Source organism: Pseudomonas sp. LBUM1645, from assembly GCF_059716185.1.
This window is the reverse complement of record NZ_CP166811.1, coordinates 5428518-5442040: the sequence shown is the minus strand read 5'-3', so window position 1 is coordinate 5442040 and position 13523 is coordinate 5428518. Positions and strand designations below refer to the sequence as shown.

Genomic DNA, 13523 nt, shown 5'->3' with positions numbered 1-13523 from the left:
CTTTATGAAAAACTGGAATGATTTTGGCGATGGCCTGGGCGATGGAGCGTTACTCCATCGGCGGCCGTCTGCACTGTTTTTGAAAGGTTTGAACCATGCGCGTTCTGATTGCTGAACACGACCACCCGGTGTACGCCCAGCTGTTGCGTCAAGCAGCGCCCGACCTGGAAGTGCTGACCAGCGGCGACTCCGCCGAACTGGCCAGCCTGGCCGCTGATTGTCCGATCTGGCTCGGTCAGCCGGACCTGCTGGCGACCTTGCTGCGTCAGGGCCACGAGCCACAATGGCTGCAATCGACCTGGGCGGGCATTACGCCGCTGCTGGCCGACGGCTTGCCACGTCACTATCGCCTGACCCGGGCGGTAGGGATTTTCGGGCAGGTCATGGCCGAATACGTGCTGACCTACATGCTCGGCCACGAACGCGAAGTGCTGCCGCGGCTGGTCAGCCAGGTCGAGCGTAAATGGGACAGTCGCCAGGGCCAAAGCCTGGCCGGGCGCAAAGTGTTGATCGTCGGCACCGGTGACATCGGCCAGACCGTGGCGCAGTTTCTTCTGCCGTTTGGCGTCGAGTTGTACGGCATCGCCAGCGAAGCCCGCGAGCAGGCGCCGTTTGTCGAAGTCGGGGCGCTGGCTGATCTGCCGCGTCTGGTCGGTGAAGTCGATTACGTGATCAATCTGCTGCCGAATACGCCGAACACCCACGACCTGTACGACGCGGCGCTGTTCAAGCTATTCAAGCCGACCGGGTTGTTCATCAACGTCGGGCGCGGCGTGGCAGTGGTCGATGCGGACCTGGTGGAGGCCTTGAAAGAAGGGCATCTGGCCGGCGCTGTAATCGACGTCTGCCGTCAGGAGCCGCTGCCGCAACGTCATCCGTTCTGGACTGCCTGGGGCTTGCTGCTGACTGGCCACAGCTCGGCACCGACCTCGCCATCGATGATGGTGAACCTGTTTGTCGAGAACCTTCGGGCGTATCAGGCAGGTGAGGCGTTGCGCGGGGAAGTGGATTTCAATCGCGGTTACTGAGCCAACCACTTACTTGAATATTGTGCAAAACCTGTGGGAGCGAGCTTGCTCGCGATGGCGGTGTGACAGTCACGTTGATGTTGAATGTGACGGCCTCATCGCGAGCAAGCTCGCTCCCACAGGGTATTTGCATCGTTCTTTAGAGGGTGAAGTCGCCTTCGGCGGCCAACTCGCTTAGCGGACGACGCGGGCTCGGTTCTTCACGTGCTTGCAGGTAATCCGCCAGCGTCGCCTTGTCGCCCAGTTTGCCCACCGCTACCGCAGCGTGCAGCGCATAACCCTCAGGAATGTTCAGCTCCTTGCGGGTCAGGTCCTGGTCGAAACCAGCCATGCCGTGGGTGTGCCAGCCGCTGATGCTCGCTTGCAGCGCCAGATGGCCCCAAGCGGAACCTGTGTCGAAGGTGTGCCACAAGGCCGGGGTTTCTTCGGTGGCGCCAGGCACCGCGAAGGTGGTTTTCGAGATCACGATCACCAGTGCCGAGGCGTGTTGCGCCCAGCCGCGGTTGAACTCATTCAGCAGGCCCAGGAAACGCTCCCAGTTTGGCGTGTCGCGACGCGCATACAGAAACCGCCAAGGCTGCGAGTTGTAGGCCGATGGCGCCCAGCGTGCAGCTTCGAAGAAGCTCAGCAGGGTTTCTTCGGAGATCGCTTCGCCAGTGAAGGCGCGGGGCGACCAGCGGTCGGTGAACTGAGGGTGGATGGCATAGTCGGCAACGCGTGGATTGGCACTCATCAAGAGATTCCTTGCTACGTTTGAAGGTGAGGGGCGACGCAAAACCCTACTGGGCGGCACAATAACTGACAAGCTTGTTTTTACCGGCAGTCGCCAACGCTTGGCCCACAAGGGCCTTGGCACTAGACTGGCGGCCTTTTCACCACCTGATGTTGATGCTTGAGCCATGGTCGCCAAAGTCGAACCGTTCTGGATACGCAAAACCCTCGATCAACTCGATCAAGAGGAATGGGAATCGCTGTGCGACGGCTGTGGCCTGTGCTGCCTGCAAAAACTCGAAGATGAAGACGACAACAGCGTCTATTACACGCGTATCGCCTGCAAACTGCTGGACCTGAAAACCTGTCAGTGCACCGATTACCCGAACCGCCGCGATTTCGTTCCCGACTGCATCCAGCTCACGCCGGGCAAGGCTGACGAATTCAAATGGTTGCCACCGACCTGCGGCTATCGACTGGTCAGCGAAGGCAAGGACCTGCCGCTTTGGCACCATCTGGTGTGCGGTGATCGCGATGCGGTGCACCACGAACGTATTTCCCAGTCCGGGCGCATGCTCGCCGAAGGCAGCGTGGCCGAAGACGATTGGGAAGACCATCTGATTTTCCGGGCGGGTTAATTCCCACTCACAAAATCGGCAGTGATTACTAGAATTCAGGGCTGCTACGCAGCCCAGCGCGAGCAAGCTCGCTCGCCACAAGGAGTGTGTATGGCTGTGGGATTGCGGCTGGCGTTGACCTTTGGGCTTTTGGCTCTGAGTTCGCCCGTATGGGCGGCGAAGAAGGTCGATCTGGATTACCACGTGCGCCTGTTGCCGCAAAGCGATCAGGCCGAAGTGCGGCTGACTCTGGCTCAGGGTTCGGCGGTACGCAGTCTGGATTTCGACCTGGGCGATGGCAGCCACTACAGCGATTTCAAGGCCGATGGCCAATGGCAGCTCACGCCGGGCAAGCAGGCCCGTGGTGTCTGGCGTCCGGCCGCCGACAAGGCCAGCCTGACCTACCGCGTACGCATCAGCCACGGACGCAAGAGCGGCAGCTTCGATACACGCATGACCCCGACCTGGGCGCTAATGCGCGGCGACGATCTGGTGCCGGCGGCCAAACTCGATCAGCAGGATGGCATCGAGCTCGTTTCACGCCTTGAATTTGAATTGCCTACCGGCTGGAAAAGCGTTGAAACCGCCTGGCCGCGAATCGGCAAGAACAAATTCCGCGTCGATAACGTTTCTCGCCTGTTCGACCGGCCCACCGGCTGGATGCTCGCCGGCCACCTCGGCACCCGTCGTACGCGGCTTGGGGAAACCGAAGTCACCGTCGCCTCGCCTCAAGGCCAGGGCATGCGCCGCATGGATGTGCTGACACTGCTGACCTTTGTCTGGCCGCAAGTGCAGGCGGTGTATCCCCGACATCCGGTCAAACTGCTGATCGTCGGTGCCAATGACCCGATGTGGCGCGGCAGTCTGGGCGCGCGCGAATCGATCTATCTGAACACCCGTCTGCCGATGGTCAGCGAAAGCGGTACCAGTGCGCTGGTGCGGGAATTGGCGCAGGTGTTCGGACGGATCAACGACCAGCAGCGCAGTGACTGGATTAGCGAAGGATTTGCCGAGTATTACGCCATCGAACTGGTGCGCCGCGCTGGCGGCATGAGTGATGAGCGGTATGAGAGTTTGCAGAAGAAGTTGGCCAAGGACAGCCAGAAAGTCACGACCTTGCGCGCTGAGCAGGTCAGCCCGGCGCAGGTGTCGAAAGCGGTCGTGTTATTGCAGGAACTGGATCGCGAGATTCGCCTGAAGACCCGCAACAAGCGTTCGCTGGATGATGTGTTGCGCGGGGCGATGCATTTGGAAAGTGTGGATACCAAGGAATTTGTTCAGCTGGCCGAAAGCGTTATTGGCGAGTCTTCCAAAGTCCTCGACACCGAGTTGCTGCAGTAAAAATCAAAAGATCGCAGCCTTCGGCAGCTCCTACAGGTGTACACAAAGCCCTGTGTAGGAGCTGCCGAAGGCTGCGATCTTTTGATCTTAAAAGGTCAAACCCCGGTTTTAGGCGACTTCAACGAATCATTACCGGTCACGGTAGCGGTATTGGTCGCCGCTTCGGCATTCGCCTTCAACCGGTTCAGCTCTTCACCCGCCCGCTGAATCTTCGCCCGCACGTTGTTCATGTCCTGACGGCTTTTCTCCAGCAGGCTTTTCGCCGAACTGTGCCCGGTAATACCACGCGCCAGGGCTACACCGCCGATCGCCACTTGAATCAACCCGAACAGACCACCGCGACGCAGGCCCTTGCCGACCATCACCACGCCGCCGGCCAGGGAACCGATGCGCTCCCAGCCCTGCACGTTCTGCTCGGTGTGAGTCTGGAACGGGGTGGATTCGATGCGTTCTACGCGTTTGAGTTCGCTCATGATCTGTCTCCTGGCTGGAATGACTGCTTCAAGAATAGATAATTAAGCTGACTGCCAAGGCGGGCGGCTTGTTCCATCGGATGTGCGGTGAGTCAGCGAAATTTCGCCCCGGAACGGGTGTTGAGTCCCTTGGACATGCGGTCATAGAGCACGACGTTGACGGTGGCCGCCAGGTTCATGCAACCGGTGGTCGGGATGTAGACCACGTCTTCGCACCAGTCGCGAATCTCTTTATCCAGCGAGCCATCTTCCGGGCCGAAGATGTACAGCGCGCGGTCCGGGTGTGTGTATTCCGGCAGCGAACGGGCGCCGTCCACCAGTTCCACAGCGACCGGAACGCAGCCCAGCGGCAGGATTTTCTTCAGATCGTCGATGCCGATCAGCGGAATGTCGTAGTGGACGCGCTTGGTGTCGGTGACGAAGTCGGCGGCGCGTTCATAACGTTTGCCGGTGTAGAACACGGACGCCACGCCATAGCAGCCAGCGGCGCGCATCACCGAACCGACGTTCTCCGGTGATTTGGGGTTATACAAACCAATGCAGCTGTACCGTTTGTCTGCCACGAGCGGGTGCCTTCGGGGAAAAAACGGCGATTATACGGGGATTGGGGGAGGGGTGTTCGGTTTGAGATTGGCGGTGTCTGGGCGATAGCTATCGCGAGCAAGCTCGCTCCCACAGTGGTTGGCGGTGAGCACAAATTTTGTGTACACCGCATTACCCTGTGGGAGCGAGCTTGCTCGCGATGAGGCCAGTATGGGCGCCGAAGACCTTCAGTCTTCTTTCTTCATCAAGCCCGCCAACGCGGCAAACGGGTTATGCGTCGCCTTGGCGATTTTCGGCGAGCTCAGCGAGCCTTCACCGAAATACTGTTGGTCGGTATACCGCGAGTGTTCGTTGTCGTGGCAATACAGGCACAACAATTCCCAGTTCGAGCCGTCCTGAGGGTTGTTGTCGTGGTTGTGGTCGCGGTGGTGAACGGTCAGTTCGCTCAGGCGCTTGCCGGAAAACTCACGGGCGCAGCGACCGCACACGTGCGGGTACATTTTCAGGGCCTTGTCGCGGTAACCCATTTCCTTGTCGCGCTGGTTGTCGGCAAGGATGCGGTCCAGTTTCGACGTGTTGGTCGGAGGTGTTGACGAACTCATGGGTTCACCTTTGTAAAAGACTAATGACGGTTATGACGTGAGTTTAGCTCAGCCCTTGAGCTTCTCGGCAATCCAGATGGTGTGGCGGGTGCCTTTGTTGCCGTGGGCGAAGACCTGGACTTCCTCGGCCTTGAAGCCGGCCTTCTTCAGTTTGTCGGAAAACTGTCGGTCAGCACTCGCGGACCAGACGGCCAGCACGCCTTTGGGTCGCAGTGCCTTGGCGCAGGCGCTCAGGCCACCAGCGGAGTAGAGCCAGCTGTTGGCCTTCTGGGTCAGGCCTTCGGGGCCGTTGTCGACGTCGAGCATGATCGCATCAAAACCTTGCGGCTCGGCTTGCAGGACTTTCGCCACGTCTTCCATGCGAATGACCGTACGCGGGTCGAGCAGCGGGTTCCCGGCTTTCTCGCCCAGCGGTCCACGGTTCCACTCCACCACACCCGGCACCAGTTCGGCGACCACCACTTCAGCGGTTTTGCCCAGATGCTTGAGGGCCGAGGCGAGGGTGAAGCCCATGCCCAGGCCGCCGATCAGCACGCGCGAATTCGGTCGGCCGGCCACTTTACGGCACGGGATCTCCGCAAGAGCGTCTTCCGAGCCGTGCATGCGGGTGTTCATCAGTTGCCCGCCGTCGCCGCCCTGGATCTTGATGACGAAATCCTCACCGTATTCGAACAGGCACAAGGCACCGCCATTTTCAGGAATTGGAGTGGTGTCGAGCAGAACGAAACGTTTCATGGGACTCACTTGAGGAGAAATTGGCATAAGAGGGGGAAGGCAAACACGCGCAGTTGGGAGTAGCCTGCAAAAAGACAACAAGGCCAACGGAGCCATTGATGAAGCGCACCATTCTAACGGTCATTGCCTTGGCCGCGCTCTCGATAACTGCAGTGCAGGCCCAGCAGTTGCAAACCATTCCGACCAACCCTGCGCCGCTGCCCGGTTCGCCCGGCACCGCGACCCCGACACCGTACCCGCAAATCACCCCGACAGCCGCGCCCAGAACCGGGCCCGGCAGTGGCGGTCCGCCGTTGGTGCCCATTGAAATGCCTAGCCCGCCGAGCAAGGACCAGCCACTGCCTGGGCTGGAGCAAAACCCGTCGAAAGCCAAATCACCCGGCGGTTAAACCTGCTGCGAGAGCAGTTGCCCATCGGCCATGCGCAGGCGTTTGGAGAGGGAGACGGCGAGGGCGCGGATGATTTTGGCGGCGATTTTCGGCGCATCGTTGAGCATCTTTTCCAGCGAATCCTTGCCCAGATTGAGCAACTGGCAACTGCTTGCGGCCACGCAACTGGCTGAGCGCCGTTCGCCATCGAGTACGGCCATTTCACCGAACGCCCGACCGCTGCGCAACGTTGCCATGGTCACCAGGTGCCCGTCGCTGTTGGTTTTCTGCACCGCCACCTGGCCGGTGTGGATGATGCACATGAAGCTGCCGGCATCACCCTCATGGAAAATCTCTTCGCCCTGAGCAATGGTGCTGATGCTGAAGTAGCCCGAGGCCGTGGCGAAGTCCGCCGGCAGCAGTTGATCGAACAGGCCACAGTCCATCAGCCAGTCGCGAATTTCGTTGTTCAGTAAGGTCGGTTCTGACATGTCGTCACGGTCTTTTTCTTGTGTCTGTTGCTGTTCCGGTCTGGCGAGAATGTCGCGATTCTCTGTAGCAGCTGCCGAAGGCTGCGTTCGGCTGCGAAGCAGTCGTAAAATCGGCCAACGCGGTTCGTCAGATAAACCGAGTAAGCCGGATTAACGACTGCTTCGCAGCCGAACGCAGGCTTCGCCAGCTGCTACAGGGAGCAGCGTCAGCCCGGTGTTCGGTGTTAAGACCGACACGCCGGGCCAAGTTCCTCAGGCGATGCCCAAAACCTTGAAAACAAATGCGTATTCGAGTGCTACGTCACGCAATCCCTGATAACGACCGCTCATCCCGCCATGCCCGGCACCCAATTCGGTCTTGAGCAGCAGGGGATTTGTGTCGGTTTTGGTCGCGCGTAATTTCGCCACCCACTTGGCTGCTTCCCAGTACTGCACGCGGCTGTCGTTGTAGCCGGCGATCACCAGGGTCGCCGGATAGGCTTGCGCGGTGACGTTTTCGTACGGGGCGTAGGCCTTGATCCGCTCATAGACGTCCGGTTCTTCAGGATTGCCCCACTCGTCGTACTCGGTGACGGTCAACGGCAGATCCGGGTCGAGCATGGTGTTCAGCACGTCGACGAACGGCACTTCGGCAATCGCAGCAGCGAACAACTCCGGCCGCTGATTGAGCACTGCGCCGATCAGCAGACCGCCGGCGCTGCCGCCGCTGATCGCCAGTTGTTGTGAAGTAGTGAAACCGTTGGCAATCAGGTGTTCGGTGCAGGCGATGAAGTCGCTGAAGGTGTTGTGTTTGTGTTCCTGCTTGCCAGCGCGATACCAGGCTTCGCCCAGTTCACCGCCGCCACGCACGTGAGCGATGGCGAACGCCACGCCACGATCCAGCAGACTCAAGCGGGCGTGGGAGAACCACGGGTCGAGGCTTTCACCGTAAGCGCCGTAGCCGTACAGATACAGCGGCGTCGGCTTGCCCAGTGCTTCGCGTTTGACGACGAGGCTGATCGGCACTTTCGTACCATCAGGTGCGGTCGCCCACAGACGCTGACTGACGTAGGCATCGGCGTCGAACGGACCGAGCACCGGTGTCTCCTTGAGGACTTTCTGCTCGCCGCTGCCCAAAATCAGTTGGCGAATTTGCGCCGGACGGTTCAGCGCTTCGTAGCGCAGGCGGATCCTGTCGCTGACGAATTCCAGGCTGTTCTGCACGTGAAGGCTGTAGGCCGCATCCGGCAATTGCACGCGGTAGCTCGGCAGGTCTTGCGGATGAACTTCGATGATCGGCAAGCCACCTTCACGCAGGCTCAGGGTCATGGCCCCGGTATTCAGGCTCATGCCTTCGATCATCACCGTGTCGCTGTGCGGGATCAGGTTCTGCCAGTCGGCCTCGGTCGGCGCCACGCCGGTGTCTAGGGCGTGGTAAAGGGCAAAGTTGATGCCGTCGCGATTGGTGCGAATGAACCAGGTCCATTGACCGTCGAGCGCGCCGTGGTCGACGTCGTACTCATGGTCTTCAACCCTCGGTGCGATGCAGGTAAAGGCCTGCTGCGGCTGGAACGCGTCGAGCACCCAGACTTCGCTGGTGGTCTTGCTGCCCAGGGACAGCAGCAATTGCTGCTCGGAACTGGAGCGGTAGCAATGCATGAAGAATCGACCGTCCTGCTCATGGAACACTTCTTCGGCTGCCGTACCGTCCAGCCGATAGCGGAACAGTTTGTGCGGGCGATGGGTGTCGTCCAGTTCGCCGAAGAACAGCGTCAGGCTGTCATTGGCCCAGGTCATGCTGCCGTCGCAGTCCTGGAATTCCAGTTCGCTGACACGGCCGTTGGACAATTCCTTCACGAACAGCGTGTAAATCTCATCGCCCGTGGCGTCGATGCTGTAGGCCAGACGCTGGTGGTCCGGGCTGATACTGAAGGCACCCAGGGAAAAGAAGCCGCCTTTGGCCAGCGCATTCGGGTCCAGCAGCAGCTGTTCCTTGCTTTCGTCAAGCTGCAGGCTGTCATCGGCAGGGCGCGGGCAGCGGTAGTGACGGGCATATTCATCCCCGGCCGTGGTGCGCGTGTAATACAGATACGGACCCCAAGGGGAGGGCAAGGACAGGTCGGTTTCGAGAATCCGGCCCTTGATCTCTTCGAACAGGGTTTCACGCAACCCGGCCTGATCGGCGGTTTGCGCCTCTTGGTAGCGGTTTTCCGCTTTCAGGTAGTCGAGCACCGCGTCGGTGTCGCGCTCCTGCAGCCAGGCATACGGGTCAGAACCGTCAGCCTTGTGGGCGATCGGGGCGCTGGGGACGTTGGCGGATACGGGCATGAATGGCTCTCGGACGATGTACGAAATAGGGACTTCGCACCTGTGGGAGCGAGCTTGCTCGCGATGACGGACTGTCATGCAACATTGATGTTGAATGTACTGGCCTCATCGCGAGCAAGCTCGCTCCCACAGGTTCTGTGTCTTGACCGACTGGCATTGGAGCAAGCCTGACGTGCGAAAAGTCGTTACTATAAGCGCCTCTTTGCCTGCCTTGCCATGGACACCATGACCGAGAACGACTATCTGATCGCTTGGGGCCTCTACGCCTTTGCCGCTTTGGGCTGCCTGTTGGTGTGGATGCGTATCACCCGCTGGATGTGGCGATGGCTGCGTGAGCCGTTACGTCTATTGGTTGCTGTGTTGCTGTTCAGCCCCACCATCATCGACCCGGTGAAGGAAAAGGTCGCTCCGGCCATCGCCATTACTGCCCTGGATCTGTTGTTCAAGGTCGGCAACAACGCCTGGCGGGCGGTTTCCGACCTGTTCATGTACGGCATGATCGCCTTCGGCATTTACCTGGTATTCGTGGCGATCCGTTTCCCTATCGAACGGGCGTCCAACGCTCGCAAGGAACAGGCTGCCGCTGCCAAGGCTGCGGCCCGGGCCGATGACCCTGAAGAGGATCATCCTTTCGGCGGTGCGGGCGATGATCGTTACGGTCGTCCACCGGTGCCGAGCAACCCTCAGCGATTGCGGGTCGAACCGCGTCTGTAACCTTGCCCCTGCCTTTCAGCGAGAATCCGAGCATGTGTGAGTTATTGGGCATGAGCGCCAATGTGCCGACCGATATCGTGTTCAGCTTCACCGGGCTGATGCAGCGCGGCGGCCGCACCGGCCCGCACCGTGACGGCTGGGGCATCGCCTTTTACGAGGGTCGTGGCCTGCGCCTGTTTCAGGACCCGGCGGCGAGCTGTGAGTCCGAAGTCGCCAACCTGGTGCAACGCTATCCGATCAAGAGCGAAGTGGTGATCGGGCACATCCGCCAGGCCAATGTCGGCAAAGTCTGCCTGTCCAATACCCATCCATTCGTGCGCGAGTTGTGGGGACGTAACTGGTGTTTCGCCCACAACGGCCAGCTCGCGGAGTTTCAACCGATCAAGAGTTTTTACCGCCCGGTCGGCGATACCGACAGCGAGGCGGCGTTCTGCGATTTGCTCAATCGCGTGCGCGCAGCGTTCCCGGAACCGGTAGAGGTCGAAGAACTGCTGCCGGACCTGGTCGCCGCCTGCGCCGAATACCGCAGCAAAGGCGTGTTCAACTGCCTGCTCAGCGATGGCGATTGGTTGTTCTGCTATTGCTCGACCAAATTGGCGCAAATCACCCGTCGCGCGCCATTTGGCCCGGCGCGCTTGAAGGACGTCGATGTGATCGTCGATTTTCAGGCCGAAACCACGCCCAACGACGTGGTCACGGTGATCGCCACCGAACCCTTGACCGAAAACGAAACCTGGACCCGCTACGAACCGGGCCAATGGAGCCTCTGGCGACGCGGTGAATGCGTTAGCCAGGGCAAGACCGAATAAGGATTTCCCCTCATGTTGCTCAGTTATCTACGGCTGGTGTTGTTTGCGGCGGGCCTGTTGATCGGTGTCCAGGTGCCAGGGTTCATCAGCGATTATGCCAAACGGGTCGAAGCACACCTGATTGAGGCGCAGACCAGTCTGAGCGGTTTTCAGGGCACGGCGAATCAGTTCTTCAAGGGTGACATGCAGGCGTTGGTGGCCCATTACCGCGCCAGCGAAGATCCGATTTTTCGCAGCGATGCCGACAGCCTGAGCACCTTGCTGACCCGTCAACTGGCGCTCGATAAACAGTTCCAGGCCATGCAGGGCCCGTGGTACATCCGCTTCCTGCAGGTTGCACTGGCGGCTGATCCGGATATTCGCAAGGAAACCTGGAATGGCTACAGCTACCAGATCCTGCTGACGCCGGAAGCGATGATCTGGGGCATGAGCGGGGCGTTGCTGTTGTCGTTCGGCATTGAATGCCTGTTCCGTCTGATCGACTGGGTGGTGCTGGGCGGCAAACGCCTGCGCCAGAGCCGGCCGATCGAAGATCGGGATGTGCGGGGGCTGTAAGAAAAAGATCAAAAGATCGCAGCCTTCGGTAGCTCCTACAGCCGGCTTGCCGGCGATTGCCGCGACACGGTATGCCTGGCAGATCGCATCGCTGGCAAGCCGGCTCCTGTTTTTTACCAGTCGACCGAGTAGCTCATGCTCAACGTCCGACCTTCGGCATTGGCGTACGGCGCTCTGGCGTTGGCCTGGGTGAACAGGTTCTGGTAGGTGCGGTTGGTCAGGTTGTACACCCCGCCTTCAAGACGACCGACCGGCAGTTGCACGGAGCCGAGCAGGTCCACCAGCGTATAGCCCTCGATGTCGCGTCCGTTATTGTCCTTGGCGGCGGCGTCGTAACTGGACAAATGCATGCCTTGCAGGCGAAGGGTGTAGTCGTCTTCGGTGTAGCCGACGAACAGTGTGGTCTTGGCGGGTGAGATGCGCGTAGCCGGCAGATCGATCCATTTGCCGTTCTGCTCGGTCTCGCCTTTGGCCCAGGCGTAAGTGCCACCCACCGACCAGTGATCGCTCGCGCGGTAGGTCAGGCTGTTTTCGATGCCGCGAACTCGCTCTTTCTGGTTGATCAGGCGCAATACGCGATCATTGGCATCGTAGAACTGGGTCACGTCCGAGGTGTTTTCGTACACGGTGACGTCGGCCTGCCACTGGTCCCAGCTACCGCGCCAGCCCAGCTCGTAACTGTCGACCTTGATGGCCTGGGCGTTGAGGCTCTGAATGTCGAAGGTGCTGCTGACGTCACGCATGAAGCGCTGGATATCCGGCAGCGAAAACCCCTGGCTGTAATTGGCGAAGACGTCCTGGTTTTCACTCAGATGGTAGACCGCCCCCAGGTTATACAGCGTGGCATCGTATTTGAGGGTGTCGCCGGGCAGCGTTGCGCGTATGCCGGTCTGGACGATCTGACCATAAGCAATGCTGTCGGAGACGTCGCTTTCGATCCATTCACGGCGCACACCGCCACGCAAGGTCCAGTCACCGATGTCCCAGGACATCTGCCCGAACAGCGATTTGGTGGTGGTTTCGATGTCCGGGCCCAGCTCGTAGGTGGTGCCGGTCTTTGTATAGGTCAGGCCCTTGAGCGTGTATTGATCACCTCGTTGGCGGGAGCGCTCATGATCATAGTCAGCGCCCCAGACCAGGTTGCCCGTGGCGCTGCCGATGGCCGGCAGCGGCGTGTCGATGGCCGCGCGCAGGCCGTAGACATCCTGCACGCTGTTGTTGTCGGAGATCCCGGCCTTGCCCCGCGACAGGTCCGGGAAGAACAGTGCATCGGCGCGACGCCAGTAGCTTTCCAGTTGCAGGCCCTGACCGTAGAAGTCCTTGTCGGTGTAATTGAGGTTGACCGACTGGTTATGGGTATAGGGTTGGTCGTCGAGTTTCAGCCCTTTGACTGCCACGGCTTGCTGCCGGTTTGTCGGGTCTTTGGTATAGCCAGTGTCCTGTTGATCCTTGTAGTCCTGCAGCGACAGGCTGAGTTTTTTGTCGGCATCCAGTTCGTAACCGAAACGACCTTGCAGGTCATAGGTTTCGGTGTCCATGTTGCTGCCCTGGGAGGTGTCCTGAGGGATGCGGTTGCCGTTGCCGTCGTACTGATCATTACGTTGGGTCAGGTCGGCGGAGACGTACCAGTCCAGGGCATCCTTGCGCCCGGTTGCACTCTGGAAGGCTTCGTAGGCGAAGCCTTTGCGGTTGAGGTTGTTGCCGCTGGTCAGGCCCAGTTTGCTGCTATAGGCAATTTCCTGGCCCTGATTGCGCTTGGTGATGATGTTGATGATGCCGCCTGAAGCACCGGCACCGTAGATGCTGCTGGCGCCGGAGATCACTTCGATGCGTTCGATGCTGGCCGGGGCGATGCTGTTGAGCTGGCGGAAGTTGTCGCGCGTGGCGTTCTGCGATACGCCGTCGATCAACACCAGCATGTTGCGTCCGCGCAGGGTCTGACCGAAGTTGCTCATCCCGCCACTGGACGGCGCGAGACCGGGGACCAGTTGCCCGAGGATATCGGCGACCCGGCGACCGGCGCCGCTCTGTTCACGGACCTGCTGTTCGTCGATCACCTGGACCGAGCCCGGAATCGAAGCAATGCTCGCTTCGCTGCGAGTAGCGGAGACAACGGTGGCTTGCATGTTCAAGGTGCCGGGCTGCTGCTCGGTATCCTCGGCCCAGGTCTGGGCGCTGAAGGTCCCGAGCAACGGGATCAGCAGGGAGAGTTTGGTTCGGGTCATGACG

The 13523-nt window shown here is 60.1% G+C and carries 15 protein-coding genes; 7 read left to right on the top strand and 8 right to left on the bottom strand.

The genetic code is table 11. The annotated features are described in order from the left end of the window. Positions 1-95: 95 nt before the first annotated feature. Complete coding sequence (locus ACA079_RS24615) at positions 96-1028, top strand: D-2-hydroxyacid dehydrogenase (protein ID WP_497701262.1); 933 nt, start codon at positions 96-98, stop codon at positions 1026-1028. 139 nt (positions 1029-1167) lie between these two features. Here the strand turns inward: ACA079_RS24615 and ACA079_RS24610 are convergent, their stop codons facing one another. After that, positions 1168-1761 (bottom strand): nitroreductase family protein, encoded by a 594-nt coding sequence (locus ACA079_RS24610; RefSeq protein WP_348122597.1) that lies wholly within the window; start codon positions 1759-1761, stop codon positions 1168-1170. Between the two features lie 166 nt (positions 1762-1927). On the opposite strand from ACA079_RS24610, the gene ACA079_RS24605 reads away from it, so the two are divergent. Further along, positions 1928-2377 carry a YcgN family cysteine cluster protein gene (locus tag ACA079_RS24605; RefSeq protein ID WP_461962919.1) on the top strand — a complete coding sequence of 150 codons (450 nt, stop codon included), beginning with the start codon at positions 1928-1930 and terminating at the stop codon, positions 2375-2377. A 90-nt stretch (positions 2378-2467) separates the two neighbouring features. Then, positions 2468-3697, top strand: a complete 1230-nt coding sequence (locus ACA079_RS24600) for a hypothetical protein (protein WP_497701261.1) — start codon at positions 2468-2470, stop codon at positions 3695-3697. A 95-nt stretch (positions 3698-3792) separates the two neighbouring features. Here the strand turns inward: ACA079_RS24600 and ACA079_RS24595 are convergent, their stop codons facing one another. The 4 genes from ACA079_RS24595 to ACA079_RS24580 all read right to left on the bottom strand — a co-directional run bounded on the left by ACA079_RS24595 (position 3793) and on the right by ACA079_RS24580 (position 6050). Then, complete coding sequence (locus ACA079_RS24595; protein ID WP_497701260.1) at positions 3793-4170, bottom strand: YgaP family membrane protein; 378 nt, start codon at positions 4168-4170, stop codon at positions 3793-3795. A 92-nt stretch (positions 4171-4262) separates the two neighbouring features. Beyond that, entirely contained in the window at positions 4263-4733 is a 471-nt protein-coding gene (locus ACA079_RS24590; RefSeq protein ID WP_007944014.1) for an RNA methyltransferase, read from the bottom strand. Positions 4734-4940: 207 nt separating this feature from the next. Next, positions 4941-5315 (bottom strand): YajD family HNH nuclease, encoded by a 375-nt coding sequence (locus tag ACA079_RS24585; protein ID WP_157712199.1) that lies wholly within the window; start codon positions 5313-5315, stop codon positions 4941-4943. A 48-nt stretch (positions 5316-5363) separates the two neighbouring features. Further along, entirely contained in the window at positions 5364-6050 is a 687-nt protein-coding gene (locus ACA079_RS24580) for a spermidine synthase (protein ID WP_007898703.1), read from the bottom strand. Positions 6051-6148: 98 nt separating this feature from the next. Here ACA079_RS24580 and ACA079_RS24575 point away from each other — a divergent pair, with 98 nt between their 5' ends. Further along, the gene (locus ACA079_RS24575) at positions 6149-6439 is read left to right on the top strand and encodes a hypothetical protein (protein WP_497701259.1); all 291 of its coding nucleotides are present in this window, start codon (positions 6149-6151) and stop codon (positions 6437-6439) included. Here ACA079_RS24575 and ACA079_RS24570 read toward each other — a convergent pair. Both ACA079_RS24570 and ACA079_RS24565 read right to left on the bottom strand, forming a co-directional pair. Next, the gene (locus tag ACA079_RS24570; RefSeq protein WP_497701258.1) at positions 6436-6909 is read right to left on the bottom strand and encodes a cyclic nucleotide-binding domain-containing protein; all 474 of its coding nucleotides are present in this window, start codon (positions 6907-6909) and stop codon (positions 6436-6438) included. The two genes, ACA079_RS24575 and ACA079_RS24570, sit on opposite strands and share 4 nt — an antisense overlap. 252 nt (positions 6910-7161) lie before the next feature. Then, positions 7162-9216, bottom strand: a complete 2055-nt coding sequence (locus ACA079_RS24565) for a S9 family peptidase (protein WP_497701257.1) — start codon at positions 9214-9216, stop codon at positions 7162-7164. Between the two features lie 216 nt (positions 9217-9432). Here ACA079_RS24565 and ACA079_RS24560 point away from each other — a divergent pair, with 216 nt between their 5' ends. The 3 genes from ACA079_RS24560 to ACA079_RS24550 are packed head-to-tail and all read left to right on the top strand — an operon-like array spanning position 9433 to position 11294. Then, entirely contained in the window at positions 9433-9930 is a 498-nt protein-coding gene (locus ACA079_RS24560) for an MFS transporter (protein ID WP_415770798.1), read from the top strand. 32 nt (positions 9931-9962) lie between these two features. After that, a complete protein-coding gene (locus ACA079_RS24555) occupies positions 9963-10739 on the top strand; it encodes a class II glutamine amidotransferase (protein WP_046046095.1) in 777 nt (258 codons plus the stop codon). A 12-nt stretch (positions 10740-10751) separates the two neighbouring features. Then, positions 10752-11294: a DUF2937 family protein gene (locus ACA079_RS24550; protein ID WP_046046094.1), complete on the top strand. Its 543-nt coding sequence runs from the start codon at positions 10752-10754 to the stop codon at positions 11292-11294. A gap of 113 nt (positions 11295-11407) precedes the next feature. On the opposite strand, the gene ACA079_RS24545 is transcribed toward ACA079_RS24550, so the two are convergent. After that, the gene (locus ACA079_RS24545) at positions 11408-13519 is read right to left on the bottom strand and encodes a TonB-dependent receptor (protein ID WP_497701256.1); all 2112 of its coding nucleotides are present in this window, start codon (positions 13517-13519) and stop codon (positions 11408-11410) included. Between the last annotated feature and the right edge of the window lie 4 nt (positions 13520-13523).